Genomic DNA, 24,365 nt, shown 5'->3' on the forward strand with positions numbered 1-24,365 from the left:
AAACTCCGTCAGTGCCGTACTTTGCGCATGGCCAGACTGACCAGTGCGTATACCCAGGGCCACATCAGCGCTGAGGTTAACGCCGGACGCCAGATGTCCACCGGCCGGCTGTCTTCCGTCAGTAGCCACAGTGCCCAGTAAGCCAATAGCTGCTGTAACGCGACCAGCAGGAAAACCACGCCGGTCTGCTGAATAAAGTTAAACATGGCGACCCGTTTGTACATCACCTGCAGCAGATAAATATGCAGCGTCAGTAACAACACATGCAGGCCGAGGTAACTGCCTTGTTCGGCATCCAGCATCAGCCCTAACGGTAATGCCAGCCATAAACCAAATACCTGCGGCGCGCGTAACACCAGGATGGTGACTGCCATGGTCACCCAGGCAGGTTGCAGCCAGGATAATATTTCCGGCATCGGCAGGCGCTGCAGTGTAAACGCGAGAAAAACCGAGGTGGCAAATACCAGCAGGGTTCTGAAATCCATCATATTATTGCTTCCGCCATAAGGTTTCCGGAGGAACCTGCCCCGACCCCTGCTGGAATACCAGTAACAGGTGACGGCTGCGGTCGAGGTGAGCGCTCGGCCGGGCGGTTACGCTGGCAAAGGGTTTGCCGGGAATGTTTTCCACCCGATCGACCCGGGCCACCGGGTAGCCTTTGGGATAGCGGCCGCCGAGGCCGGAGCTGACCAATAAATCGCCTTGTTGAATATCAGCAGTGTTAGGCACATAAATCAGTTCCAGTTCGGCCAGGCTGCCGGTACCGGCGGCGATGGCGCGGACGCCGTTGCGGTTCACCTGCACCGGAATGGCGTGGTTGGAATCGGCAATCATCAATACCCGGCTGGAGCGCGGTAAAACATCCACCACCTGACCTAACAGGCCATAAGCATCGAGTACCGGCTGGCCAAGGAAGACGCCGTCTTCGCTGCCTTTGTCGATCAGGATTTGTTTTGAATAGGGGTCCGGGTCAACGGCGATTAAGGTCGAAACCAGTACCCGGTCGTCGATCTGTTCAGACGCCGACAGCAGTTCGCGCAGCTCGATATTTTCCGCTTCCAGTGCTGCCAGTCGCTGGGCTTTAGTTTCCAGAATCAGGTTGCGGGCGGTTAACTTTTTGTTTTCCGCCTGCAGCTCCTGACGGGCGGCGGCAGATTCACCAAACCAGTCGGCCATGGCCGCCGGAATCGCAGCCACCTTCTGCGCAGGCAAAATCAGGTAACCGGTGGCATTACGCAGCGGTTGTAACCAGGGGGCGTGGCTGTCGAGCCAGATCAGTGCCATAGCCAGCACTGCAATGGCAGCCACTTTCTGTCCCTGAAATGGCGGAACCTGAAACTGAGATTTGATGCTGTATTCCTTACGTCAATACGGGCGCAACGCCCATCAGTAAGCCGGATGATAAAACGCTAACTATACCGATTCGCAGCGATACAGAGAACCGATGTTTCCTTAAAAAATGTCAGAGTGCGACAAAAAAGCCCTCGCTTATCGGGATAAGGGAGGGCTTTTTTGACTGGCTGGCCCGGATTAATCCATGGCCGCCATTTCCAGCTGGCTTTCGCTGGCCGTTTCCAGGAACTTACCACCACCGTGTGCAACACAGGTCAGTGGGTCGTCGGCTACCAGTACCGGCAGGCCGGTCTCTTCGCTCAGCAGTTTATCCAGGTCACGTAACAACGCGCCACCACCGGTTAATACCATGCCGCGTTCGGCAACGTCGGAAGCCAGTTCCGGTGGCGATTGTTCCAGCGCACCTTTAACCGCCTGGACGATTGCCGCCAGAGATTCCTGCAGTGCTTCCAGTACTTCATTGGAGTTCAGGGTAAAGCTGCGCGGAATACCTTCCGCCAGGTTACGGCCACGAACATCAATTTCACGTACTTCACCACCCGGATATGCGGTACCGATTTCCTGTTTGATACGTTCTGCCGTGGCTTCACCGATCAGGCTGCCATAATTACGACGGATATAAGCGACAATGGCTTCGTCGAAGCGATCACCACCCACCTTAACCGACTCTGCGTAAACCACGCCGCTGAGAGAAATAATGGCGATTTCTGTGGTGCCACCACCGATATCCACCACCATAGAACCACGGGCTTCGTCGACCGGCAGGCCGGCACCAATAGCGGCAGCCATTGGCTCATAAATCAGGTAAGCACGGCTGGCACCGGCACCCATTACGGAGTCGATGATGGCACGACGTTCCACTTTGGTTGCCTGGTAAGGTACACACACCACCACTCTGGGGCTGGGTGGCAGGACGCTGCTTTCGTGTACTTTTTTAATGAAGTACTGCAGCATTTTTTCGGTCACTTCGAAGTCGGCAATCACGCCGTCTTTCATCGGGCGGATGGCCTGAATGTTGCCCGGAGTACGGCCCAGCATACGTTTTGCTTCGGCACCAACAGCGGCGACACTTTTTGCGTGGCCCTGCATACGAATCGCAACCACGGACGGTTCGTCCAGTACGATGCCCTGATTACGCATGTAAATCAGCGTATTCGCTGTTCCCAGATCGATCGACAGATCGCTGGAAAACATGCTTCTTAACTTCTTAAACATCCAAGGATTCCCTGCACAATTTCCCACACGCGGGTAGGTAAAAAAATTGCAGTAACTCTAGCAATGGTGGGGATTTAGAGCAAGGCGCATTTGTGCTAGGCTTCTGGCCTTTCTTTCTGTGGCGCTGCTGTTGTTTTTTTGATCAAGTGACGTTAAGCAAAGCCGCAAATTATCATAACCCTATTGACTCTTGCCTTATTTATGGGAGTACCCGTATGGCTCTGGATCAGGATCAGGTTCGCGGCATAGCCGAATTATCGCGCCTGCAGATTGATGACGCTCAGATTGGTGAATATCAGAAAAACCTGAGCAATATTCTCGACCTGGTGGACCAGCTTGCTGCTGTTGATACCACCGCTGTGGAGCCAATGGCTCACCCACTGGACGCTGTTCAGCGTCTGCGTGCCGACGTGGTTACCGAAAGCAACGAACGTGAGCGTTTCCAGAAGATTGCGCCTCAGATTGCCGACGGTCACTACATTGTTCCGAAAGTTGTTGAGTGATCAGCAGAAGGATTGATTGAAATGCACAACAAAACCATTGCTGAGATTTCGCGCGATTTAGCAGCCGGAGAATACTCCAGTGTTGAAATCACTCAGGATTTATTAGGCCGTATTAAAGACAAAGACGGCGACTACAACAGCTTTATCACGGTTGCTGAAGAGCAGGCGCTGGCCCAGGCGAAAGCGGCGGATGAGCTGCGTGCCGCTGGCAATGCCGGTGCCTGGACCGGGGTGCCGATGGCCCATAAAGACATTTTCTGTACCGAAGGGGTGTTAACGACCTGTGGTTCAAAAATGCTGAGCAACTTCGTGTCGCCGTATAACTCCACGGTGGCCGACAACTTTAATAATGCCGGTGCGGTGTGCCTGGGCAAAACCAATATGGACGAATTCGCCATGGGTTCGTCCAATGAAACATCATTTTTTGGTGGCGTGAAAAACCCGTGGGATAGCGATCGCGTTCCGGGTGGTTCTTCCGGTGGCTCGGCGGCAGCGGTTGCTGCTCGTCTGGTGCCGGGCGCCACGGCCAGTGATACCGGTGGTTCGATCCGGCAGCCGGCAGCGCTGTGTGGTATCACCGGTCTGAAGCCAACTTATGGCCGGGTATCGCGTTACGGCATGATTGCCTTCGCTTCCAGCCTGGATCAGGCCGGTACCATGACCCGCACCGCGGAAGATTCGGCCATGATGATGAACGTGATGGCCAGCTTCGATGAAAAAGATTCCACCTGTGTTCAGCATGATATTCCGGATTACACCGCGACGCTGAATGATTCGCTGGAAGGGATGACCGTTGGCCTGCCTAAAGAGTATTTCCGCGATGATTTATCGCCAGAAATGCAGCAGCAGGTGATGAACGCCATTAAAGAATACGAAAACATGGGTGCTATGGTGAAAGAAATTTCCCTGCCGAATACCCATCTGGCCGTTCCTGTGTATTACGTGGTCGCACCGGCGGAATGTTCTGCCAATCTGTCGCGTATGGACGGCGTGCGCTTTGGTTACCGTTGTGAAGATCCGAAAGATATTCACGACCTGTACGTCCGCTCCCGTGGCGAAGGTTTTGGCGATGAAGTGAAACGCCGCATCATGATTGGTACTTATGCATTGTCGGCCGGCTTCTATGACGCCTATTACAAAAAAGCACAGCAGGTGCGTCGTTTAATTAAAAATGACTTTGTTGAAGCCTTTAAAGACGTCGACATGATTATGAGCCCGACGTCACCGACCCCGGCATTTAAAGCCGGTGAAAAAGGTGATGATCCGGTGGCTATGTACCTGGAAGATATTTTCACCATCGCCACCAACTTAGCCGGTTTACCGGGTATGTCGGTGCCATGTGGTCAGGTGGGTGTTGACGGTGGTAAGAATCTGCCGGTTGGCTTGCAGCTTATTGGTAACTATTTCGACGAAGCGCGTCTGTTAAATGCTGGCCATAAATTCCAGCAGGCAACCGACTGGCATTTAAAAGCACCGGCTGGCATTTAAGGAGCATCATTATGGAATGGGAAGTAGTGATCGGCCTTGAGATTCACGCTCAGCTGTCGACTAAATCCAAAATTTTCTCAGGCTCCAGCACCGCTTATGGTGCCGAGCCAAATACCCAGGCCAACGCCGTTGATCTGGGATTACCGGGCGTATTACCGGTATTTAACCAAGAAGCGCTGCGTATGGCAGTAAAATTCGGTTTGGCGATTGATGCGGAAATTGGCAAAAAATCCGTCTTTGATCGTAAAAACTATTTTTACCCGGATTCGCCTAAAGGCTATCAGACCACCCAGCTGCATCATCCGATCGTCGGTATGGGCCATATCGACATTGAGCTGGATGACGGTGAGACGCGTCGTATTAACGTTACCCGTGCGCACCTGGAAGAAGACGCCGGTAAATCGGTACACGAAGGCTTTGACGGTTTTTCCGGTATTGACCTGAACCGTGCCGGTACGCCGTTAATCGAAATCGTTTCTGAGCCGGAATTACGCTCCGCCAAAGAAGCGGCTGCCTATTTCCGTAAGATGCACAGCATCGTGACCTATTTAGGTGTGTGTGACGGCGATCTGTCCCAGGGCTCTATGCGTTGTGACTGTAACGTTTCCCTGCGTCCGAAAGGCCAGGAAGAATTCGGTACCCGTACCGAAATCAAAAACGTCAACTCCTTCCGTAACGTTGAACGGGCGATTGAGGTTGAGATTGCCCGCCAGATGGATGTCCTGGAAGATGGTGGCGAAATCGTGCAGGAAACCCGGCTGTACGATGCCGATAAAAACGAAACCCGTTCCATGCGTTCGAAAGAAGTGGCCAACGATTATCGTTATTTCCCATGCCCGGATTTATTACCGGTCATTATCGACGATAACTACATCGAAGCGGTACGCGAAACCCTGCCGGAATTACCGGATGCCAAACGCGCCCGGTTTGTCAAAGACCATGGCTTGAGCGCCATTGATGCTGCAGTGATTGCCTCTAACCGCGACCTGGCTCATTACTTCGAAGCGGCAGCGAAAATCGCCAACGACTACAAACTGGCCGCTAACTGGGTGCAGGGTGATGTATCGGCAGCGCTGAACCGGCTGGAAGTGGGTATTAATGAATTAAGCGTTAATGCTGAGCAGCTGGGCCGTATTCTGCAGCTGATTAAAGACAACACCCTGAACAATGGTGGTGCCAAAGAAGTCTTTAACGCGCTGCTGGAAGGTAAAGGTACCGAAGTAGACGCACTGGTTGATTCGCTGGGGCTGAAGCAGGTTTCTGACAGCGGTGCGATCGAAGCGATTGTGGAACAGGTATTAGCCGATAACGCTAAGCTGGTGGAAACTTACCTGGCGACACCGGAAGAAAAACGTGGCAAAGCGATGGGACCATTTATTGGTGCCACCCGTAAAGCGGCGAAAGGAGTTAACCCGCAGGTGGTGATGGAAGTTCTGAAGAAGAAACTTTCTGAGCTAGGGTGATAAACCAAGAATGTCGCGGACAGGGTCCGATCCTACAATAATAACCCTCTGTAGGAGCGGACCTTGTCCGCGATAGCAAATAAAAACGCCCAATCAGTGAAAGCTGATTGGGCGTTTTTATTTGGCGAGAGCATAGATGACCATAATGCCAAACAGGATAAGGCTGATCGATAACATCCCCCTGCCTAAGTACTCACTATAACATCGATACTCACCGGTCATTTTCAGCGTTTCCGCATCGCTGAGTTCACTGCAATAATGAGAGGTCGATTGCATATGAGTTTGCTCATAGAGCAATAGAGCAGCGGAGATAAGCTGATGATATGGGGGACTGATGTATCTCAGAAAGACACCAGATCTCCCACCACACCATCGACGTACCAGTTCATCCGTTCCAGGTCTTCGTCCGATAAGATTTCATCCTGGCGTACCAGGGTGCTGCCGCGGCTGTTCTGAATCGGGCCGCTGAAGACGGCAAATTTTCCCTGTTTTATCGCCGTTTCGGTTTGCTCTACCTGTTGGCGTACTGCGGCCGGGATTTTATCACTGATGTGGTTCAGCTGAGCAACGTCATCGGCCATACCCAGCCAGTGTTTGCCCGACTGCCATTGCTGCTGTTGTAACGCTGTAATGCTGCGTGCGTAATACGGCCCCCAGTGATGACCAACTGATGCCAGTTGTGCGGTTGGTGCCAGCGAGCGCATATCAGAGTGAAAGCTGATGACATAAATACCGGCCTGTTCGGCGGCCTGCGCGACGGCAGGGGAGTCGGTGTGATGGCTGAGTACATCGGCACCCTGTTTTATCATTTGTTGCGCCAGTTGTCGGGCTTTTGCCGGCGCATACCATTGGCGGGTCCACTGCACCTGTACCTCGGCCCGGGGATTGGTGCGGCGTACACCCAGAGTGAATGCGTTGATACCGCGAATCACTTCCGCTGTTGGGTGGGCTGCGACGTAACCAATGGTATTGGATTGGGTCATGGCGCCGGCCAGCATGCCGGACAAATAACGTGGCTGATAAGCGCGGTCGGCAAAACTGCTGAGGTTATCCCGCAGTCGCATGCCGGTAATATTTTCGAACTTCACCTTGGGGTATTCCCGGGCAGCGCGCAGGGTCGGGATCATATAGCCCCAGGAGGTGGTGAATACGATGTCATTTTTTTCTGCCAGCTGGCGAATCACATCGGTGGCGGCACGGCCTTCGGGCACCAGTTCGACAAACTCGGTGCTGATTTGTGAACCAAATGTCTGTTCCAGGTAACGGCGGCCAATATCGTGGGAGTTGGACCAGCCCATTTCGGCAGCAGGGCCGACGTAAACAAATGCGGCCCGGATCTGGGCGTTGGCCACAGTGGACAACAACAGCAGGGTAGTCAGGAACAGGCCAGTGGCCAGGTGTTTCAGCTTCATTGTGAACTCATAATCTGATCAAACGGTCAGGCATTATCCGGAGAAATATCTGACCGACAAGACAGAAAATAAAGTTAACGGGCAAAGTTCACAATATTTTTGCGCTGAGCCTCTGCGGCTCAGCGATTCAGTACAAAGCCAGCCGGCCCTTGTTCGCAATACACATAATGCGGCAGCACTTCATCAGTCAGACGGTTATCCGCCCCTGGTGCTGTCACTTTCAGATCATGGTTTCTTTAATAAACTGAAACAGCTTTTTATAACCGGAACCCGGTTTAGGCTCATCTCCGGCCATTTCTTTGCTGGCATTACGCACCAGATTGCGCAGGTGCTGGCGATCGACGTCCGGGTATTCGTCGATAAAGGCATTCATGGCTTTGGCATCTTTGATCAGACGCTCGCGCCATTTTTCCATCTGACCGGTGCGCCGGCCAAAAGCTTCGCTGGACGGGTCAAGCAGGTCGACCTGGTACTGAATCGTTTCTTCGTCTTCACTGCGCATCAGCTTACCGATGTATTGCAGGTGACGACGTTTGGCTTCGTGGTTCTTCAGCCGTTTGCTTTCTGTCAGTGCGGCGAGCAGGGTTTCTGAGATGCTCAGCCCTTGCCATTGCGCCGGGCTCAGTTCGGTCAGGCGTTTGCCCAGCTGTTGCAGACGTTCCATTTCCCGCTTCATTTCCGATTTGCTGACCAGTTCGTATTCGCTGTCTTCGTCATCAAACGGTTGCTGTTTTTTGCTCATAATAGTTTCCGGAAATGCAGTTCAGAAGGGCTGGCGTTACAAGTAAAAAATGGTCGCCAGGCCAAGAAAAGATAAAAAGCCGACCACGTCGGTTACTGTGGTCAGGATAACAGAACCGGCCAGTGCCGGGTCGATGCCGCGTGCTTTCAGAATCAGCGGCAACGCTGCACCACTGATGGCGGCAACAAATAAATTAATAATAATGGCGGCGCCGATAATGGCGGCAATAATCGGGTCGTTAAACCAGACAAAGGTGATGGCGGCAATCACCAGCGCCCATAAACTGCCATTAACCCCGGCGACAATCAGCTCACGATTAAATAACCAGCGGAAGTTGGCACCGCTGAGGTGGCCGAGCGCCTGGCCCCGGATCACCAGGGTTAATACCTGGCTGCCGGCGATGCCTCCCATGCTGGCGACGATGGGCATCAGTACCGCCAGTGCGACTACTTGTTCGATGGTTTTGTCGAACAGGCCAATCACCGCCGAGGCGATAAATGCGGTAATCAGGTTGATGCCGAGCCAGACTGCCCGGCGGCGGCTGGTTTTCATGGCCGGTGCAAAGGTGTCTTCTTCTTCGTCCAGACCGGCCATGCTCATCAGCGAGTGGTCGGCATTTTCGCGGATCACGTCAACCACGTCATCGATGGTGATCCGGCCGAGCAGTTCGCCGGCCAGGTTCACCACCGGAGCGGATACCAGGTCGTGGCGTTCGAACAGTTTGGCGACTTCGGTTTCGTGCAGGTCGGCGTGAATAACTTTGCTGTCGGTGTTCATCACTTCACGCACGGTTTGCTGCGGATCACTGACCAGCAGCTTATTGATCGGCAGCACACCAATAAATTCATTCTGACGGTTAACAACCAGCAGGTTGTCGGTCATGTCCGGCAGGGTTTTATGTCGCCGCAGGTAACGCAGGGTGACTTCCAGCGTGATATCCGGACGAATGGTCACGGTATCGGTGTTCATCAGACCGCCGGCGCAGTCTTCCGGATACTCCAGGATGGATTCGATGCGTACCCGATCCTGGCGGTCCATCGAACTCAGAACTTCCTGAGTGACACGTTCCGGCAGCTGCTGCAGCATGTCGGCCACGTCATCGGTGTCGAGGTCGGCGGTGACGTCGGCAACTTCTTCGGCGCTCATGTCGCTTAAGAAGTGGCCCTGCAGCTCGTCACTCAGGTGTTGCAGTACCTCACCTTCGGACTCTTTATCGACCAGCTCCCACAGCACTTTCCGTACTTTCGGGGTGGACGCTTCGAGCAGGTGGGCGATATCCACCGCGGCCATGGCGTTGAGCATGCGGCGCACTTTGCTCAGCGCACCACTTTCCAGTGCGGCGGTGAGGCTGTGTAACTTTGCTTTTGCTTTTTCCGTATGCTGCGGCATAACTCAACTCTGGGCGGGTGAATGGGAATCCGTTGATGAGTTGCTGCTGAACTCCGGAGCGAATGCTTTTAATTCTAGCCTGATTGTGACTTTCAGACCATGAAAGTACTCGCAAAAAAGTCGCCAGTGGTTTGTTTTCTATGAGGTTTCAGTCAGATATTTGTCTTTGGCCGCCCCGATACCGGGCTGGTGCAACATCCTGTTGCTGCGATAAAAACCATCTGACCGAATTCCAGGGGGGAAAGGCGAGGAGGAATTATTCTTCTTCATCAAAACGACGGTTGATCAGATCGGTGAGGGCGTTGATAGCGTCCTCAGCATCCGAACCATCGGCGTGCAATTCAATGTCGGTGCCTTTGCTGGCGGCCAGCATCATCACCGCCATAATACTTTTGCCATCCACCATACGGTCTTTGTAACCCACCTTCACCTGGCAGGAGTAGGCGGAAGCGGTGGAAACCAGCTTGGCGGCAGCCCGGGCATGCAGCCCGAGTTTATTGATAATGGTTATTTCGCGGCGGATCATTCCGGTGCTCTCTTGCTGTTCCTGGTCGCGCGCTCCGGCGTCCGGGTTAATAATGTACTGCCATTTCGCGATGGCGTACCTGAACATTAGCGAACTGCTGGCTGAACTGTCCAGTTAATTGCTCTGCCAGGTAAACTGAGCGGTGCTGACCGCCGGTACAGCCAATGGCTATGGTGATGTAACTGCGGTTGGCGCTGATAAAGGACGGTAGCCAGTTGCCGACAAAAGTCGCGATGTCGGCCTGCATCTTTTTGACTTCCGGCCGACCGCCAAGAAATTGCTGAATCGGTTCGTCCTGGCCATTGTAAGGGCGCAGTTCCGGGTTCCAGTATGGATTGGGCAGGTTGCGCACATCAAACACGTAGTCGGCATCTTTGGGAATACCGTATTTAAAGCCAAACGACTTAAACAGGATGGCGATGTCGGCCCCCTGATTACCGCTGACGCGTTTTTTAATCAGTGAACGCAGTTCATGAACCGACATGCTGGTGGTATCCAGCGTCAGATCGGCGATGTTGGCAATCGGATCGAGGAGTTCGCGTTCTTTTTCGATGGCTTCCGGTAACGATAACTGTCCGCTGGTAAGTGGGTGCTTACGGCGGGTGGCACTGAAGCGCTGCAATAACACGTCATCACCGGCATCGAGATAAATAATATCGAGCTGATATTCGTCGTGTGGCAGGCTGTGCAGAATATGATCGATCTGGTCAAAGGTGTGGACCAGGTTGCGGGCATCGATACTGACGGCCACTTTCGATAACCGCTCTTCATGATGGGTTTCACGTACCAGATCGTTGAGCAGGCCGATGGGCAGATTGTCGATGCAATAAAAGCCCAGGTCTTCCAATACATGCAGAGCACTGGATTTACCCGATCCTGAGCGTCCGCTGATAACCACAAGGCGCATAAGCTTGTCCTTAACTTTTCGTCAGGTGTGTTAGGGAGTGTGTCAGTTATAGCAGATGTTTATGGCGTGCCGATGACTTTTGTCAGCTGGCCAGCAATGCCCGCTTAAATAACTGACTGGCGTCCGGAGCGTTGCGTAATGCCTGGCGGAAATCGGGTTCATTGAAATTTCTGGCCAGCATCGACAATACCTGAAGATGTTCTTCCGTTGCTTCTTCCGGTACCAGCAACGCAAACACCAGGTCGACCGGCTGGCGGTCGATGGCGTCAAAATCAATCGGTTGTTCCAGCCGTAATAACACGCCAAAGGCCTGTTCGCAGTTGGGCAGACGGCAGTGCGGAATGGCAATACCTTCACCGATACCTGTACTGCCGAGCCGCTCGCGGCCCAGCAGGCGCTCAAAAATATCGTCAGCGGCGCTGTCTTTCAGCTGCGCTGAAATAATCTGCCCGAGATATTCCAACAGTTTTTTCTTGCTGGAAATCGGTACATCAATTTCAGTGCGCTCGGCGCTCAGAATATCGGCGATGGTCATGGATCAACCTTCTTGGGTAATAATCAGTGGCCGTGTTGGCGGGCAACCATTTTTTCTTTGTGCTTCAGCACCTGGCGGTCCAGCTTGTCGATCATGGCATCAATGGCCGCGTACATGTCGTCGCTGTCAGCGCTGGCGTTCAGGTCGGCACCGCTGACATGAATGGTGGCTTCGGCGTGGTGACGTTCGTCTTTTTCCACGGTCAGAGTGACCTGAGCAGTGGTCACGTTATCAAAGTGACGGGTGATTTTGCCCATTTTTTCTTCCACGTGGGCTTGCATTGCTTCAGTGATTTCCACGTGGTGGCCACTAACATTAATTTGCATATCAGACTCCTTCTTTAATTTTGTCTGAGGTGTATCAACGGCTGATCAGATCAGCTGCTTGCGTTCGTTGGATGGTGGAATATGCATGGCTTCACGATATTTTGCCACCGTACGACGTGCGACTTTGATCCCCTTGTCACCCAGCATGGCGGCAATTTTATTGTCGCTTAACGGCTTGCGCTGGTTTTCTTCGGCGATCAGTTTTTTGATCATGGCACGGATCGCGGTGGACGAACATTCGCCACCGGTATCTGTGCTGACGTGGCTGGAGAAGAAATATTTCAGCTCAAAAATGCCACGTGGAGTGTGCATGTATTTTTGTGTGGTCACCCGGGAAATGGTGGACTCGTGCATGCCTACCGCCTCGGCGATGTCATGCAATACCAGCGGCTTCATTTTTTCTTCGCCTTCTTCGAAAAACTCGATCTGGTATTCGACAATTTTGGTCGCCACTTTCAGCAGGGTATCGTTACGGCTTTGCAGGCTTTTGATAAACCAGCGTGCTTCCTGCAGGTGATCTTTAATAAAGGTGTTGTCGGGGCTGTTATCCGAACGTTTTACCAGTGCCGCATAACTTTCGTTTACCCGCAAGCGGGGGGCAATGTCGGGGTTGAGTTCGACCCGCCATTCATCGCGGATATTGCGTACAATCACATCCGGCACAACGTACTCTGCCTGGTCGGGAGAGATGCCGGCACCGGGTTTCGGATTGAGTTCTTTAATCAGTCGCATCACCGACTTCAGGCTGTCTTCCTTCAGCTTGGTTTTGCGCATCAGGGTCGGATAATCTTTGCTGCCGAGCATATCGATATAGTCGCTGATCACCAGCTGGGCTTCTGTCAGCCACGGGGTTTCAGCGGGCAGCTGGGCCAGTTGCAATAACAGGCATTCTCGCAGGTCGCGGCAGAACACTCCGGCCGGATCAAACTGTTGCAGGCGTCGTAAGACGACTTTGACTTCGTCTTCTTCGACATCCAGTTCCGGATCGATGCTTTCCAGTACGTCTTCGATGCTGGTGTGCAGATAACCGTCGCTGTCGACGCCGTCGATAAACATCAGCGCGATTTCACGGTCGGTGTCCGACATCGGTGTCAGGTTGAGTTGCCACAATAAATGATCCTGCAGATCATCGGTGGTGGCATGGCGGGAATCGTAATCGAAGTCGTCGTCAGCCGGACCAGCGCTGGATGCCACGCCGGCGGTAGGCTGATAGGTGTCGTCCCAGTTGCTGTCGACCGGCAGGTCATCGGGCAGTTGCTGGTTGGATAAGTGATCCCCCAGCTCCTGGCTGTCGCTGCCCTGAACATCGTAATCGCTGTCGTTAGCCGTGCTGCTGTTATCGGCACTGGCGCTGTAGTCGTTCAGGCTATCGCTGTTGTGCTGGTCGTTGCTGTCGTTGTCAGAGGCGCGACTGTCCTGGTCGTTGCTGTAGTCGTTGCCTTCGCCCTGATCATTGCCGTCGCTGTAGTCGTCGCTGTCGTGCTCTTCATTTTCGAGCATTGGGTTGGAGTCGAGCGCTTCCTGAATTTCCTGTTGCAGATCCAGTGTCGACAGCTGTAACAAACGAATAGCTTGTTGCAGCTGTGGTGTCATGGTCAGCTGCTGACCCATCTTTAACTGGAGTGATGCTTTCATAAAGTGTCGATAGTCACGCGAATGTCAGGCCTCGTATGTGGCCAACCAATACTTTGCATTATAGGCAAAGCCCGTGCACTTGGAATCCCTGTTTTAACCGAGATGTCATAAATATTGCTTGTGAGCAACAAACCGGGCTGTTACTCACAACCGGAAATCATCACCCAGGTACACTTTGCGCACCTGTTCGTTGGCCAGGACTTCTTCGGCGTTGCCTTCAGCAATAATATGACCACCGCCGACGATATAGGCTTTTTCGCAGATCGCCAGGGTTTCCCGCACGTTGTGGTCGGTAATTAATACACCAATACCGCGATCCCGCAGCTGGCGAATGATGTCCATGATGTCAGACACAGAAATCGGGTCAACACCGGCGAAAGGTTCGTCGAGTAAAATAAAAGACGGTTCAGCAGCCAGCGCCCGGGCAATTTCGACCCGCCGGCGTTCTCCACCGGATAACGCCATGCCGAGGCTGTTGCGGATATGCTGAATATGAAATTCATCCAGCAGACCTTCCAGCCGCTCCTGGCGCTGCTGGCGGTTCAGATCCTGACGGGTTTCAAGAATGGCCATAATATTGTCGGCGACGCTCAGCTTGCGAAAAATAGACGCTTCCTGAGGCAGGTAACCAATGCCTTTCTGTGCGCGGCCATGCATCGGCAGGTGGCTGATGTCTTCATCGTCAATATGAACATGACCTTTGTCGGCCTGCACCAGATTGACGATCATATAAAAACAGGTGGTTTTACCGGCGCCGTTCGGGCCCAGCAAACCAACAATCTGGCCGCTCTGTACCGACATGGAAACGTCTTTGACCACTTCACGCCCGTTGTAACTTTTGGCCAGATGCTGAGCTTTGAGGGTTTTTTTCATGGCTGGCTGGTGCCTTCTGCTTTGGGCTGTATCACCACTTTGATACGTTCGCTGGCTATGCCTTCGTCGTTTGCCGAGGTCGCCAGAATACGCTCGCGGGTCATGTCGTAGGTGATTTTTTCACCGTTAAACTCATTGCCTTCCTGCAGCAGGCGGCCCTGACCTTTGATGTGAATTTCTTTGCGCAAGGCAAAATAATCGATGCGTTGTCCTTCGGCGGTGGTCAGCCCCTGGTCGACGCTCAGTTGTTGTTTAAAAACCGCGGGTTTGCCTTCAGCCACGGCTTTTTCCAGCACATCGTCGTTGCGCAGAATCATCAGCCGGTCAGACTCTATGGTTAAGGTGCCCTGGGTCAGCACCACGTTGCCTTTATAAATGACGATGCCGGCTTTGCGATCAATCTCTGCGGTATCGGAGAAAATCACCATTTCCTGTTCGGCATCCTGTGGCAAAGCCTGGGTGTGACAGGCTGCCAGTAACAGCATCAGCAGGGCCAGATAGTTATTGCGGGACATAGCGGGTATTTACCTTGGCGTTAAGTTCCATGCGTTGTTTTTTCAGATCGATGCGCATTCCGATAGCCGTCATACGGCTGCTGGGATGCAGAATCACGACCGGCTGATCGGTGATGGCCAGTTGTGCCCGGGTGTAATAATCGAGCGCAGGTGTCTGAATATTGACCTGCTCCGGCGCATCTTCCTGTTGGGGCCGGATTTCGACATCGCGGCGCAGCCGTAATAAATCGTCTTTGTCGTTCATCGATCCTTCGGCGGCGCTGACCAGCCAGTATTGGCCATCTTCATCCTGAACATTAATACGGGGCTGATTAAACACTGTGCTGTTGGTCAGCGGGTAGTGGGTTGAACGGGTAGCAGCAAAGGTCTGCTCCAGTTGTCCCTGAGCATTAAAGCGGCGGTTGTATAAACCTTCGCCGTAATAGTCGGCCTCAGCGGCCTGGTTTTCAGACAGGGTGGTGTTAATTTCCTGCGTATAGTTATCCACTGCCAGTAATGCCAGGCCTACCAGAATCGTCAGAACCAGCAGTACATAACGTTTACGCATCAGATCACTCCGGCACGTAACATATCGTGCATGGTGACCACACCCGCGACGGCGTCGCCCTGCATCACGACCAGTGCGTTGATTTTGCCGTCTTCCATCTGTTTCAGCGCTTCAGCAGCAAGGATGCCGGGTTCTGCTGTTTTGCAGTTGGCGGTCATTACGTCGGCAATACGGGCGCTGTGAATATCTACGCCCTGATCCACCGCCCGGCGTAAGTCGCCGTCGGTAAAAATACCGGCCAGCTTACCATCCTGCTGAATGGTGGTCATGCCCAGGCCTTTGGACGTGACTGCCAGCAGCGCTTCCGCCATCGGGGTATCGGGTGCAACCACCGGCACCTGATCGCCGCTGTGCATAATATCTTCGACTTTCAGTAACAGCCGGCGGCCGAGGCTGCCGCCGGGGTGTGAAAAGGCGAAATCTTCGGCGGTAAAACCGCGCGCTTCCAGCAGCGCCACCGCCAGCGCATCGCCCATCACCAGAGCGGTGGTGGTGGACGAGGTCGGCGCCAGGTCAAGCGGACAGGCTTCTTTCTCGACCCCGGTATTAAGGTGTGCGTGAGACGCCCGAGCCAGCGAAGAATCGGGATTGCCGGTCATGCTGATCAGCTTGCTGCCAAGGCGTTTAAACAGCGGCAGCAAGGAGGTGACTTCGCCACTTTCGCCGGAGTTCGACAGGGCAATCACCACATCCTGTGGCTGGATCATGCCCATATCGCCGTGGCTGGCTTCGCCGGGGTGGACAAAAAATGCCGGAGTGCCGGTGCTGGCCAGCGTTGCAGCGATTTTATTGCCGATGTGGCCGGATTTACCCATACCGGTAACAACCACCCGGCCCTGACAATCAAGGATCAGCTGACAGGCGGTGACAAAGGCATCGTCGATGCGTGGCTTCAGGCTGATGATGGCCTGTTGTTCCAGTTCAATGGTGCGTTGACCAGACTGGATAAAATTAAATTCTTTATTAATGCTCATTTAAATACACAGCCGTCTGTTATGCAGTCATATAAAACAGGGTGATGAGATAACCGGCGTAAGCCGCGGTCAATACGCTGCCAGACATACGGCCCAGCGTGCCTTTACGATAACTGATCAGGAACAGAATCAACAGCGCGAAGGTCAGCGCCATCATCACGCTGTAATCGCGGTACAGTGCCATCGGTTCGACGGCGGTGACCGCCACCAGACCGGGGATCGGCATTACCGCCAGCAGATTAAACATATTGGAACCAATCACGTTACCGATGGCGATGTCGTGATGACCTTTTAAGGCACTGGCGACGGACGCGGCCAGTTCCGGCAGGCTGGTACCGATGGCAACGATGGTTAAACCAATCACCAGGTCGCTGACACCAAACGCAGTGGCAACTTCGGTAGCACCCCAGACCAGCATTTTTGAGCTGACCATTAACGCCGTCAGGCCAGCGAATAACCAGAACAGCGCCGACTTCAGGCTGGTATTTTCAATCGCTTCGGCTTCTTCTTCATCGACGATTGGTTCGCCGGATTCTTCCGAATCCTGAAACATCAGGTACAAAGAGAACACCAGTGCGGCAATCAGAATGGCGCCATCAATCCAGTTCAGTTCCAGGTCGGCGAGTACCAGACCACCGATGATGGAAATCAGAATTAATAGTGGCAGTTCTTTTTTCAGCAGTTTTTTCTGCAGCGGAATCGGGCTGACCAGCGCGGTGATACCCAGTACCAGAGCAATATTGGTAATGTTGGAACCCAGTGCGTTACCAATTGCCAGATTGCCGGCGTTGTCAAACGACGCCATCGCGGAAACGAACATTTCCGGCGCCGACGTGCCGATAGAAACAATGGTAAGGCCAACCAGCAGTGGCGACATTCCCAGTCGCCGCGCGGTAGCCGCGGCACCAATCACAAAACGATCAGCGCTCCAGACCAGTATGACCAGTCCGATTAATATGGTTGCATAAGCAGTTAACATAGGGCTCACAAGTCCGGTGGGTGAGGGCAAAAAACAAACGCGCCATTGTACCCAAGGCGGCGGGCTTAGCAATCGCAACAATGCGTTTTATCAGGGGTCTTTTACACAGCCTTACAAGCATTGGTTCGCTGGTAACAATCCGTTATGCTAATCCGACTTTTCATCCTCAGCTAATAGGGACGCATCAATGTCCGCTGCAGAGCCTTACGTATCCATCCGTGGCATGAGTTTCAGTCGTGGCGACCGGCTGATTTATGACGCCATGGATGTCGATTTCCCGCGTGGCAAAGTCACCGCCATTATGGGGCCGAGTGGCACCGGTAAAACCACCCTGTTACGTCTGATTGGTGGTCAGCTGTTGCCGGACTCAGGCAGCGTTAAGGTTGACGGTCATAATATTCCGCAACTGTCGCGTAAAGCGTTGTTTGATTTTCGTCGTAAGAACATGGGTATGTTATTTCAGACCGGTGCGTTATTTACCGATCTGAACGTGTTCGACAACGTGGCTTTTCCGTTGCGGGTGCATACCGACTTGCCGGAATCCATGATTCGCGACCTGGTATTAATGAAACTGGAAGCGGTTGGTCTGCGTGGTGCGCATCAGCTGAATCCGGCGGAGTTATCCGGTGGTATGGCGCGGCGGGTGGCTCTGGCCCGGGCGATTGCCATGGACCCGGAAATTATTATGTACGATGAGCCGTTTACCGGACTGGATCCGATTTCCATGGGCATGATTGTGAAACTGATCCGTGGCCTGAACGAAGCACTGGGGCTGACCAGTTTATTGGTGTCTCACGATATCGAAGAGTCATGCAATATTGCCGACTATTTATGTGTGGTGTCCGGTGGCAAGGTCATCGGTTTTGGTTCACCGCAGGAATTACTGAATGAAGGTAACGATGAAGTGAAACAGTTTTTACGTGGTGATCCGGATGGCCCGGTGCCGTTTCATTATCCGGCGCCGGATTATCAGGCAGAATTGCTCAGCGGAGGCGGTCAATGACGATGTTCGATCGCTATCTGGCGTTTGGCCGCCGTGGCGTGGAGGCCATACAGTCACTCGGACGTGCGACTTTATTGTTGTTTCATTCGTCCGCCTGGGGCGGCCCGGGCAGTGCCGGTTTCTCTGATTTAATCAAACAGATTCATTCGGTTGGGGTGCGCTCGTTATCCATTATTCTGGTGGCCGGCTTTTTTGTGGGCATGGTGCTGGGTCTGCAGGGTTACACCATTCTGTCGGATTTTGGCTCTGAAGCGGCGTTGGGCACTATGGTGTCACTGACGTTATTACGCGAACTGGGGCCGGTGATGACGGCGCTGTTATTTGCCGGCCGGGCGGGTTCGGCGTTAACCGCAGAGATTGGCCTGATGAAAGCCACCGAGCAGTTATCGGCGATGGAGATGATGGGGGTTGATCCGCTAAAACGGGTGATAACTCCACGACTGTGGGCCGGTCTGATCGCCATGCCGGTGCTGGCATTATTGTTCAGTACCGTTGGTATCTGGGGGGGAGCTTTTGTCGCCGTCGATATGCTGGGGATTGATGAGGGAGCGTATTGGGGCAATATGCAGGCCTCAGTGGATTTTTATGAAGATGTGGTGAAAGGCATGATCAAGTCAGTGGTGTTTGGCCTGGTCGTGACCTGGATTGCCGTATTTCAGGGTTATGACTCAATACCCACCTCGGAAGGGATTGGTAAAGCGACAACTCAGACCGTGGTGATTTCATCACTGGCGGTACTGGGACTGGATTTTGTACTCACCGCCGTCATGTTGGGAGGCGTTTAATTATGCGCATGCGTTTTGTGGAACTCACCGTAGGCAGTTTTATGGTGATGGGAATTATCGCTCTGGTGCTGATGGCATTCAGGGTCAGTGGTTTATCCGGCCAGACCAATGGCAATACTTATACTCTGAAAGCGCGGTTTGAAAACCTCGCCGGACTGACAGAGCGGGCCAAGGTATCAATGTCCGGAGTGACCATCGGCCGGGTGACAAAAGTGTATCTGGATCCGGAGTGGTATTCCGCTGTGGTGGAAATGGAAATTGATGAATCCATGAGCACCCTGACACTGGATACCTCGGCGTCGATTCTGACTGCCGGTTTGTTAGGCGAGAAATACATCGGCCTGACGGTCGGAGCGGAAGATGAGTTTCTGGGGGATGGTGACTGGATTGAAGACACCCAGTCAGCGCTGGTGCTGGAAGAGTTAATCGGCCGTTTCCTGTTTAACAAGGCGGAAGGATAACTTATGGCCAACGCCGAACTGAGCAGCATCAGTCAGGAACGTGCGCAACTCAGTGGAGATCTGCTGAATAACACGGTGGTGGCGGTGATTGAACCGGGCAAACAACTGATGGCGGCGGCCAGTCAGAGCTGGACTCTGGATATGATCGCGGTGGAGCGGGTATCCAGTGCTGGGGTGGCACTGTTACTGGAATGGCTGCGTTACGCCCAAAGCCGCAAGCTGGACTTTAAAATCGAAAATCTGCCTTCTCATATGCAGCCAATTATCCGTGTCAGTGATCTCGAACCTCTGTTCGAACCGCTGCTGAGCTGAATTACCGGCGTCACAGTACGCCGCTTTTATCCTTCGGTTTAGCGCATAAATCCGCTATGATTGGGCGTTTTCTCAAGCTGAGTAGTGAAGCGCTTATGACCCCGGCGGAAATCCTGCAAATTCTGCAATCTGAAGCACCTGACGTTAACTGGCTGGTCGATGGTGACGGTTACAAATACCAGGTGGAAGCCGTTGCCGATGTATTTGATGGCCTCAATGCCGTTAAACGTCAGCAATACGTGTACAAAATTCTTAACCCGTATATCGCCGATGGCCGTATTCACGCGGTCACTATCCGTGCATTGACCCCTGCTGAAAAAGCCGGAGCCTGATGCATGGACAGTTTACGAATTGAAGGCGGCAACCGCCTTGACGGTGAAGTCCGTATTTCCGGCGCGAAAAACTCAGCGTTACCGATTTTAGCCGCTACCTTATTAGCCGATGGCGTGATGCATGTTGGCAATCTGCCGCATTTGCACGATATCACCACCATGCTGGAACTGCTGGGGTGTATGGGCGTGCAGGTAGCGATCAACGAAGATATGTCGGTGGAAACCGACTGCGGCAACATGAACAGCTGCGTCGCTCCTTACGATCTGGTGCGCACCATGCGTGCCTCTATCCTGGTGTTAGGCCCATTGCTGGCGAAACACGGCGAAGCCGAAGTATCGCTGCCTGGTGGTTGTGCCATTGGTTCCCGTCCGGTGGATCTGCACATTCGCGGTATGGAAGCCATGGGCGCGGAAGTCGACGTGGTGGATGGTTATATCAAAGCCCGGGCGCCGGGTGGCCGCTTAAAAGGTGCACATATCTTCTTTGATACGGTCACTGTGACCGGCACCGAAAACGTGTTGATGGCAGCGGTGCTGGCACAAGGTACCACCACCATCGAAAACGCCGCCCGTGAACCGGAAGTGGTGGATCTGGCTAATTGCCTGGTGGCCATGGGTGCCAGGATTCAGGGCATTGGCAGTGATACGCTGGTGATTGAAGGGGTCGACAGTTTGCAGGGCTGCCACTTCGACGTATTACCTGACCGTATTGAAACCGGTACTTATCTGGTGGCGGCGGCGGTGACCGGCGGCCGGGTGAAATGCAAAGATACCGATCCGTTACTGATGGAAGCGGTATTGCATAAACTGGAAGAAGCCGGCGCTAAAATCACCACTGGTAAAGACTGGATCGAACTGGATATGGAAGGTCGCCGGCCGCAAGCCGTTAATGTTAAAACTGCCCCGCATCCGGCTTTCCCGACCGATATGCAGGCCCAGTTTGTGGTACTGAACGCCATTGCCGAAGGCACAGGTACGGTCATCGAAACCATTTTCGAAAACCGCTTTATGCACGTTAATGAACTGATGCGTATGGGCGCGGATATTCATGTGGAAGGCAATACCGCCATTATTACCGGTAAACAAGGCCTGACGTCGGCGCCGGTGATGGCTACCGATCTGCGTGCTTCAGCTTCACTGGTGATTGCTGCGCTGGTGGCCCAGGGTGCAACGGACGTTAACCGCATTTACCACATCGACCGAGGTTATGAATGTATCGAAGAAAAGTTCCAGCAGCTGGGTGCCAATATCAAACGTGTACCGGGTGGCAGCCATTAATCGCTGCCGCTAACGCTTTTGAGTGATCACGGAAAATCAGTTTAACGTTTTATTAAGAGTAAAAAAATGACTCAGCCATTAACCATCGCCCTTTCCAAAGGCCGGATTCTGGACGACACCTTACCTCTGCTGGCAGAAGCGGGCATTCATCCGGCGGAGGATATTAAAAAGAGTCGTAAGCTGATCTTTGATACCAATCACGACCACATCAAGCTGATTGTGCAGCGTGCGGTGGACGTGCCGACCTATGTTGAGTACGGCGCTGCCGATCTCGGCATTGCCGGTAAAGACGTATTGCTGGAATACGGCAGTGATAATCTGTGTGAGCCACTGGACCTGAACATTGCCACCTGTCGTCTGATGACGGCGGCGATGAAAGATGCAGAAATGCCTCAGGGGCGATTAAAAGTGGCGACCAAGTTCGTTAACGTGGCCAAACGTTATTTTGCCGAGCAGGGCCGCCAGGTCGACATCATTAAGTTATACGGTGGTATGGAACTGGCACCGATCATGAACCTGGCCGATATGATTGTTGATATTGTCGATACCGGTAACACATTAAAAGCCAATGGCCTGGAAGCACGTGATCTGATTGCACCGGTCAGCTCACGTCTGGTTGCCAGCCGCGCGGCGATGAAAGTGAAACATGCGCAGATTCAGCCGATTATTGAGCTGATGGCGGCAGCAGTGGAACGTCAGAAAAACGCCGGCTGAGACGACTCAGAGCAAGGATCTGGCGGCCATATGGGTTACGCTTTATGACCCCGGCTATGGCTGTATAGCCGGAGTCACCATCTTTATTCAGGCTGCAGTTGCAGCAGACAAGGGTTTGTTTATGACCATTGATATTCGTCGTTTTAGTTCGGATCAGGCGGACTTTTCCGCACAAATGGATGCGTTATTGGCCTGGGAAGCGGTTTCTGATCATCAGGTTCAGCAAATTGTCACCGACATTCTGGCCGACGTAAAAAAACGCGGTGATGCCGCGGTGGTGGAATATTCCAACCGTTTCGATCACCTGCATGCACAATCCATGAGCGAGCTGGAACTGGGTCAGGAGCAGCTGCAACAGGCACTGGACACCCTGCCACAGGCGCAGCGTGATGCGTTATTAAAAGCCGCCGAGCGAGTACGTAGCTACCACGAAAAACAAAAGCAGGATTCCTGGCAATACCGCGAAGCCGATGGCACGTTATTAGGCCAGAAGGTCACACCGATGGACCGGGTCGGTATTTATGTACCGGGTGGCAAAGCGGCGTATCCATCCTCCGTGCTGATGAACGCTATTCCGGCACACGTTGCCGGTGTGAACGAAATTATTATGGTTGTACCAACCCCGGGTGGTGAATTAAACCAGCTGGTACTGGCAGCTGCTGCGGTCGCCGGTGTTAACCGGGTATTTACCATTGGTGGAGCTCAAGCTGTTGCTGCACTGGCGTATGGTACGGATACCGTTCCGGGCGTCGATAAAATTGTTGGCCCGGGTAATATTTTTGTTGCCACGGCCAAACGCCAGGTGTTTGGTACCGTCGGCATCGATATGATTGCCGGACCGTCTGAAATCCTGGTGGTGTGTGACGGAAAAACGGATCCTGACTGGATCGCGATGGATTTGTTCTCCCAGGCGGAACACGATGAAGACGCCCAGGCGATTCTGGTGTCGCCGGATGCCGGCTTCCTCGATCAGGTCAAAGCCAGCATCGATAAATTATTACCGGATATGCAGCGTGCCGATATCATCCGCGCTTCACTGACTGGCCGGGCGGCTCTGATTAAAGTGGCCGATATGGATGAAGCCATGGAAGTGACTAACCGTATTGCACCGGAGCATCTGGAATTATCGGTGGAAGACCCGCAGGCGTTGTTGCCGCAGATCCGTCATGCCGGGGCTATTTTTATGGGGCGTCATACCTCTGAAGCGCTGGGGGATTATTGTGCCGGACCAAACCACGTCTTGCCAACGTCCGGCACGGCGCGTTTTTCGTCGCCGCTGGGGGTATATGATTTCCAGAAACGGTCGTCGTTAATTATGTGTTCGCCAGATGGTGCATCTGAACTGGGACAGGTTGCCTCAGTACTGGCACGAGGTGAACAGCTGGAAGCACACGCCCGTTCAGCTGAGTACCGGATTAAAAAATAACGCCGGCGATGTCGCTCAGCACGTTAGTAAAAGGCACCTTATGGTGCCTTTTTTGTATCTGGCTGTTGTGGTGGATTTTAGTGGTTGGTTGTTGGGCTTGTCACTGTGACGGGCGGGTGTTAGCTTGAGTCTCAGTAAATCTGTGCAGCCTGATCCGACCGTTATTAAGGGCGCACAGGTTGCCGTTCTTTCAGGAGAGTTTATATGGAAATAACCAGCATCGCCGGCTTTGCCACCATTACAAAACAGCCGGATAGCAGCGCAGCTCTTTACCTGCAAACCCTGGGTCTGCCGCTGGAGCAGCAGGACGATTATTATTTTATGGATCGCTTTCCCGGTGCCCATCATTTTGGTGTTTGGCCGCTGACCATGGCCGCCCGGTCTTGTTTTGGCCAGGATGAATGGCCACAAAACGTGCCTGAGCCCAACGCCACGATTGAATTTGAACTGGCCGATGCAGCGGCCGTTGCGGCGGCAGTAGAGGAAATGAAAGCCAAAGGTCAGGACTTTATTCACGAAGCCAGAACTGAGCCCTGGGGCCAGACGGTTGCCCGTTTTATCAGCCCGGAAGGTGTGCTGATCGGTTTAAGTTATGCTCCCTGGCTGCATGAGGAAAAGGAATAACTTTAAGTAAAATTATGGCAATCATTTTTGATTGCCATGTTATATCTG

28 protein-coding genes are annotated in these 24,365 nt (G+C 53.2%); 12 read left to right on the top strand and 16 right to left on the bottom strand.

Features of this window, described 5'->3' with window-relative positions; all coding sequences use genetic code 11:
* Positions 1-8: 8 nt before the first annotated feature.
* The 3 genes from mreD to ACFOMG_RS16175 form a co-directional block, all read right to left on the bottom strand.
* Complete coding sequence (gene mreD, locus ACFOMG_RS16165) at positions 9-488, bottom strand: rod shape-determining protein MreD (RefSeq protein ID WP_376868170.1); 480 nt, start codon at positions 486-488, stop codon at positions 9-11.
* Position 489: 1 nt separating this feature from the next.
* Positions 490-1,308 carry a rod shape-determining protein MreC gene (gene mreC / locus ACFOMG_RS16170; RefSeq protein WP_376868171.1) on the bottom strand — a complete coding sequence of 273 codons (819 nt, stop codon included), beginning with the start codon at positions 1,306-1,308 and terminating at the stop codon, positions 490-492.
* A gap of 222 nt (positions 1,309-1,530) precedes the next feature.
* Positions 1,531-2,568, bottom strand: a complete 1,038-nt coding sequence (locus ACFOMG_RS16175) for a rod shape-determining protein (protein ID WP_376868173.1) — start codon at positions 2,566-2,568, stop codon at positions 1,531-1,533.
* Positions 2,569-2,783: 215 nt separating this feature from the next.
* Between ACFOMG_RS16175 and gatC the strand changes: the two genes are divergently transcribed.
* The 3 genes from gatC to gatB are packed head-to-tail and all read left to right on the top strand — an operon-like array spanning position 2,784 to position 6,022.
* Positions 2,784-3,071, top strand: coding sequence for an Asp-tRNA(Asn)/Glu-tRNA(Gln) amidotransferase subunit GatC (gatC, locus tag ACFOMG_RS16180; RefSeq protein WP_376868174.1), 288 nt, complete (start codon positions 2,784-2,786; stop codon positions 3,069-3,071).
* Positions 3,072-3,092: 21 nt separating this feature from the next.
* Positions 3,093-4,559: an Asp-tRNA(Asn)/Glu-tRNA(Gln) amidotransferase subunit GatA gene (gene gatA, locus ACFOMG_RS16185; protein ID WP_376868176.1), complete on the top strand. Its 1,467-nt coding sequence runs from the start codon at positions 3,093-3,095 to the stop codon at positions 4,557-4,559.
* A gap of 11 nt (positions 4,560-4,570) precedes the next feature.
* Entirely contained in the window at positions 4,571-6,022 is a 1,452-nt protein-coding gene (gene gatB / locus ACFOMG_RS16190; RefSeq protein WP_376868177.1) for an Asp-tRNA(Asn)/Glu-tRNA(Gln) amidotransferase subunit GatB, read from the top strand.
* Between the two features lie 341 nt (positions 6,023-6,363).
* Here the strand turns inward: gatB and ACFOMG_RS16195 are convergent, their stop codons facing one another.
* The 13 genes from ACFOMG_RS16195 to ACFOMG_RS16255 all read right to left on the bottom strand — a co-directional run bounded on the left by ACFOMG_RS16195 (position 6,364) and on the right by ACFOMG_RS16255 (position 17,382).
* Positions 6,364-7,434 (bottom strand): BMP family ABC transporter substrate-binding protein, encoded by a 1,071-nt coding sequence (locus ACFOMG_RS16195; protein WP_376868179.1) that lies wholly within the window; start codon positions 7,432-7,434, stop codon positions 6,364-6,366.
* 220 nt (positions 7,435-7,654) lie between these two features.
* The gene (yjgA, locus tag ACFOMG_RS16200) at positions 7,655-8,176 is read right to left on the bottom strand and encodes a ribosome biogenesis factor YjgA (protein ID WP_376868181.1); all 522 of its coding nucleotides are present in this window, start codon (positions 8,174-8,176) and stop codon (positions 7,655-7,657) included.
* Positions 8,177-8,212: 36 nt separating this feature from the next.
* Positions 8,213-9,565 carry a magnesium transporter gene (mgtE, locus tag ACFOMG_RS16205; RefSeq protein ID WP_376868182.1) on the bottom strand — a complete coding sequence of 451 codons (1,353 nt, stop codon included), beginning with the start codon at positions 9,563-9,565 and terminating at the stop codon, positions 8,213-8,215.
* 256 nt (positions 9,566-9,821) lie between these two features.
* Positions 9,822-10,178 carry an HPr family phosphocarrier protein gene (locus tag ACFOMG_RS16210; protein ID WP_376868183.1) on the bottom strand — a complete coding sequence of 119 codons (357 nt, stop codon included), beginning with the start codon at positions 10,176-10,178 and terminating at the stop codon, positions 9,822-9,824.
* The gene (gene rapZ, locus ACFOMG_RS16215) at positions 10,138-10,998 is read right to left on the bottom strand and encodes an RNase adapter RapZ (RefSeq protein ID WP_376868184.1); all 861 of its coding nucleotides are present in this window, start codon (positions 10,996-10,998) and stop codon (positions 10,138-10,140) included. Before rapZ ends, ACFOMG_RS16210 begins: the two co-directional genes overlap by 41 nt.
* Before the next feature lie 82 nt (positions 10,999-11,080).
* Positions 11,081-11,533: a PTS IIA-like nitrogen regulatory protein PtsN gene (gene ptsN / locus ACFOMG_RS16220; protein WP_376868186.1), complete on the bottom strand. Its 453-nt coding sequence runs from the start codon at positions 11,531-11,533 to the stop codon at positions 11,081-11,083.
* A gap of 23 nt (positions 11,534-11,556) precedes the next feature.
* Positions 11,557-11,859: a ribosome hibernation-promoting factor, HPF/YfiA family gene (gene hpf / locus ACFOMG_RS16225; protein WP_376868187.1), complete on the bottom strand. Its 303-nt coding sequence runs from the start codon at positions 11,857-11,859 to the stop codon at positions 11,557-11,559.
* Positions 11,860-11,904: 45 nt separating this feature from the next.
* Complete coding sequence (locus ACFOMG_RS16230; RefSeq protein WP_376868188.1) at positions 11,905-13,494, bottom strand: RNA polymerase factor sigma-54; 1,590 nt, start codon at positions 13,492-13,494, stop codon at positions 11,905-11,907.
* 144 nt (positions 13,495-13,638) lie between these two features.
* Complete coding sequence (gene lptB, locus ACFOMG_RS16235) at positions 13,639-14,367, bottom strand: LPS export ABC transporter ATP-binding protein (RefSeq protein ID WP_376868190.1); 729 nt, start codon at positions 14,365-14,367, stop codon at positions 13,639-13,641.
* Positions 14,364-14,882 (bottom strand): lipopolysaccharide transport periplasmic protein LptA, encoded by a 519-nt coding sequence (gene lptA / locus ACFOMG_RS16240; RefSeq protein ID WP_376868191.1) that lies wholly within the window; start codon positions 14,880-14,882, stop codon positions 14,364-14,366. The genes lptB and lptA overlap by 4 nt, the downstream gene beginning before the upstream one ends.
* Positions 14,869-15,429, bottom strand: a complete 561-nt coding sequence (lptC, locus tag ACFOMG_RS16245; protein ID WP_376868193.1) for an LPS export ABC transporter periplasmic protein LptC — start codon at positions 15,427-15,429, stop codon at positions 14,869-14,871. The genes lptA and lptC overlap by 14 nt, the downstream gene beginning before the upstream one ends.
* A complete protein-coding gene (locus ACFOMG_RS16250) occupies positions 15,429-16,403 on the bottom strand; it encodes a KpsF/GutQ family sugar-phosphate isomerase (RefSeq protein ID WP_376868194.1) in 975 nt (324 codons plus the stop codon). The genes lptC and ACFOMG_RS16250 overlap by 1 nt, the downstream gene beginning before the upstream one ends.
* 19 nt (positions 16,404-16,422) lie before the next feature.
* Positions 16,423-17,382 carry a calcium/sodium antiporter gene (locus ACFOMG_RS16255; protein ID WP_376868195.1) on the bottom strand — a complete coding sequence of 320 codons (960 nt, stop codon included), beginning with the start codon at positions 17,380-17,382 and terminating at the stop codon, positions 16,423-16,425.
* 187 nt (positions 17,383-17,569) lie between these two features.
* On the opposite strand from ACFOMG_RS16255, the gene ACFOMG_RS16260 reads away from it, so the two are divergent.
* The 9 genes from ACFOMG_RS16260 to ACFOMG_RS16300 all read left to right on the top strand — a co-directional run bounded on the left by ACFOMG_RS16260 (position 17,570) and on the right by ACFOMG_RS16300 (position 24,317).
* Positions 17,570-18,385, top strand: a complete 816-nt coding sequence (locus ACFOMG_RS16260; protein ID WP_376868197.1) for an ATP-binding cassette domain-containing protein — start codon at positions 17,570-17,572, stop codon at positions 18,383-18,385.
* Positions 18,382-19,170: a lipid asymmetry maintenance ABC transporter permease subunit MlaE gene (gene mlaE, locus ACFOMG_RS16265; protein WP_376868199.1), complete on the top strand. Its 789-nt coding sequence runs from the start codon at positions 18,382-18,384 to the stop codon at positions 19,168-19,170. The genes ACFOMG_RS16260 and mlaE overlap by 4 nt, the downstream gene beginning before the upstream one ends.
* A 2-nt stretch (positions 19,171-19,172) precedes the next feature.
* Positions 19,173-19,631 carry an outer membrane lipid asymmetry maintenance protein MlaD gene (mlaD, locus tag ACFOMG_RS16270; protein WP_376868201.1) on the top strand — a complete coding sequence of 153 codons (459 nt, stop codon included), beginning with the start codon at positions 19,173-19,175 and terminating at the stop codon, positions 19,629-19,631.
* A gap of 3 nt (positions 19,632-19,634) precedes the next feature.
* Positions 19,635-19,943 (top strand): STAS domain-containing protein, encoded by a 309-nt coding sequence (locus ACFOMG_RS16275; protein WP_376868203.1) that lies wholly within the window; start codon positions 19,635-19,637, stop codon positions 19,941-19,943.
* A gap of 95 nt (positions 19,944-20,038) precedes the next feature.
* Positions 20,039-20,275, top strand: a complete 237-nt coding sequence (locus tag ACFOMG_RS16280; protein ID WP_376868205.1) for a BolA family protein — start codon at positions 20,039-20,041, stop codon at positions 20,273-20,275.
* A gap of 3 nt (positions 20,276-20,278) precedes the next feature.
* Positions 20,279-21,553, top strand: a complete 1,275-nt coding sequence (murA, locus tag ACFOMG_RS16285; RefSeq protein WP_376868207.1) for a UDP-N-acetylglucosamine 1-carboxyvinyltransferase — start codon at positions 20,279-20,281, stop codon at positions 21,551-21,553.
* Between the two features lie 66 nt (positions 21,554-21,619).
* Complete coding sequence (gene hisG / locus ACFOMG_RS16290) at positions 21,620-22,267, top strand: ATP phosphoribosyltransferase (RefSeq protein ID WP_376868209.1); 648 nt, start codon at positions 21,620-21,622, stop codon at positions 22,265-22,267.
* A gap of 121 nt (positions 22,268-22,388) precedes the next feature.
* Positions 22,389-23,693, top strand: a complete 1,305-nt coding sequence (hisD, locus tag ACFOMG_RS16295; RefSeq protein WP_376868211.1) for a histidinol dehydrogenase — start codon at positions 22,389-22,391, stop codon at positions 23,691-23,693.
* Between the two features lie 204 nt (positions 23,694-23,897).
* A complete protein-coding gene (locus tag ACFOMG_RS16300; protein ID WP_376868213.1) occupies positions 23,898-24,317 on the top strand; it encodes a VOC family protein in 420 nt (139 codons plus the stop codon).
* The last annotated feature ends 48 nt before the right edge of the window (positions 24,318-24,365 follow it).

Source organism: Bacterioplanoides pacificum (assembly GCF_042648445.1).
GTDB classification, from domain to species: Bacteria; Pseudomonadota; Gammaproteobacteria; order Pseudomonadales; family Oceanobacteraceae; genus Bacterioplanoides; species Bacterioplanoides pacificum.

What these genes read in the sequence shown, in the direction of transcription:
- hisD (WP_376868211.1), top strand. Translation starts at nt 22,389, where the DNA reads ATGACCATTGATATTCGTCGTTTTAGTTCGGATCAGGCGGACTTTTCC.
- murA (WP_376868207.1), top strand. Translation starts at nt 20,279, where the DNA reads ATGGACAGTTTACGAATTGAAGGCGGCAACCGCCTTGACGGTGAAGTC.
- mreD (WP_376868170.1), bottom strand. Translation starts at nt 488, where the DNA reads ATGATGGATTTCAGAACCCTGCTGGTATTTGCCACCTCGGTTTTTCTC.
- rapZ (WP_376868184.1), bottom strand. Translation starts at nt 10,998, where the DNA reads ATGCGCCTTGTGGTTATCAGCGGACGCTCAGGATCGGGTAAATCCAGT.
- mgtE (WP_376868182.1), bottom strand. Translation starts at nt 9,565, where the DNA reads ATGCCGCAGCATACGGAAAAAGCAAAAGCAAAGTTACACAGCCTCACC.
- ACFOMG_RS16210 (WP_376868183.1), bottom strand. Translation starts at nt 10,178, where the DNA reads ATGTTCAGGTACGCCATCGCGAAATGGCAGTACATTATTAACCCGGAC.
- ACFOMG_RS16280 (WP_376868205.1), top strand. Translation starts at nt 20,039, where the DNA reads ATGACCCCGGCGGAAATCCTGCAAATTCTGCAATCTGAAGCACCTGAC.
- ACFOMG_RS16250 (WP_376868194.1), bottom strand. Translation starts at nt 16,403, where the DNA reads ATGAGCATTAATAAAGAATTTAATTTTATCCAGTCTGGTCAACGCACC.
- ACFOMG_RS16255 (WP_376868195.1), bottom strand. Translation starts at nt 17,382, where the DNA reads ATGTTAACTGCTTATGCAACCATATTAATCGGACTGGTCATACTGGTC.
- ACFOMG_RS16260 (WP_376868197.1), top strand. Translation starts at nt 17,570, where the DNA reads ATGTCCGCTGCAGAGCCTTACGTATCCATCCGTGGCATGAGTTTCAGT.
- ptsN (WP_376868186.1), bottom strand. Translation starts at nt 11,533, where the DNA reads ATGACCATCGCCGATATTCTGAGCGCCGAGCGCACTGAAATTGATGTA.
- lptB (WP_376868190.1), bottom strand. Translation starts at nt 14,367, where the DNA reads ATGAAAAAAACCCTCAAAGCTCAGCATCTGGCCAAAAGTTACAACGGG.
- hisG (WP_376868209.1), top strand. Translation starts at nt 21,620, where the DNA reads ATGACTCAGCCATTAACCATCGCCCTTTCCAAAGGCCGGATTCTGGAC.
- gatA (WP_376868176.1), top strand. Translation starts at nt 3,093, where the DNA reads ATGCACAACAAAACCATTGCTGAGATTTCGCGCGATTTAGCAGCCGGA.
- lptA (WP_376868191.1), bottom strand. Translation starts at nt 14,882, where the DNA reads ATGTCCCGCAATAACTATCTGGCCCTGCTGATGCTGTTACTGGCAGCC.
- mlaD (WP_376868201.1), top strand. Translation starts at nt 19,173, where the DNA reads ATGCGCATGCGTTTTGTGGAACTCACCGTAGGCAGTTTTATGGTGATG.
- ACFOMG_RS16175 (WP_376868173.1), bottom strand. Translation starts at nt 2,568, where the DNA reads ATGTTTAAGAAGTTAAGAAGCATGTTTTCCAGCGATCTGTCGATCGAT.
- hpf (WP_376868187.1), bottom strand. Translation starts at nt 11,859, where the DNA reads ATGCAAATTAATGTTAGTGGCCACCACGTGGAAATCACTGAAGCAATG.
- gatB (WP_376868177.1), top strand. Translation starts at nt 4,571, where the DNA reads ATGGAATGGGAAGTAGTGATCGGCCTTGAGATTCACGCTCAGCTGTCG.
- lptC (WP_376868193.1), bottom strand. Translation starts at nt 15,429, where the DNA reads ATGCGTAAACGTTATGTACTGCTGGTTCTGACGATTCTGGTAGGCCTG.
- mlaE (WP_376868199.1), top strand. Translation starts at nt 18,382, where the DNA reads ATGACGATGTTCGATCGCTATCTGGCGTTTGGCCGCCGTGGCGTGGAG.
- ACFOMG_RS16275 (WP_376868203.1), top strand. Translation starts at nt 19,635, where the DNA reads ATGGCCAACGCCGAACTGAGCAGCATCAGTCAGGAACGTGCGCAACTC.
- ACFOMG_RS16230 (WP_376868188.1), bottom strand. Translation starts at nt 13,494, where the DNA reads ATGAAAGCATCACTCCAGTTAAAGATGGGTCAGCAGCTGACCATGACA.
- yjgA (WP_376868181.1), bottom strand. Translation starts at nt 8,176, where the DNA reads ATGAGCAAAAAACAGCAACCGTTTGATGACGAAGACAGCGAATACGAA.
- ACFOMG_RS16195 (WP_376868179.1), bottom strand. Translation starts at nt 7,434, where the DNA reads ATGAAGCTGAAACACCTGGCCACTGGCCTGTTCCTGACTACCCTGCTG.
- gatC (WP_376868174.1), top strand. Translation starts at nt 2,784, where the DNA reads ATGGCTCTGGATCAGGATCAGGTTCGCGGCATAGCCGAATTATCGCGC.
- ACFOMG_RS16300 (WP_376868213.1), top strand. Translation starts at nt 23,898, where the DNA reads ATGGAAATAACCAGCATCGCCGGCTTTGCCACCATTACAAAACAGCCG.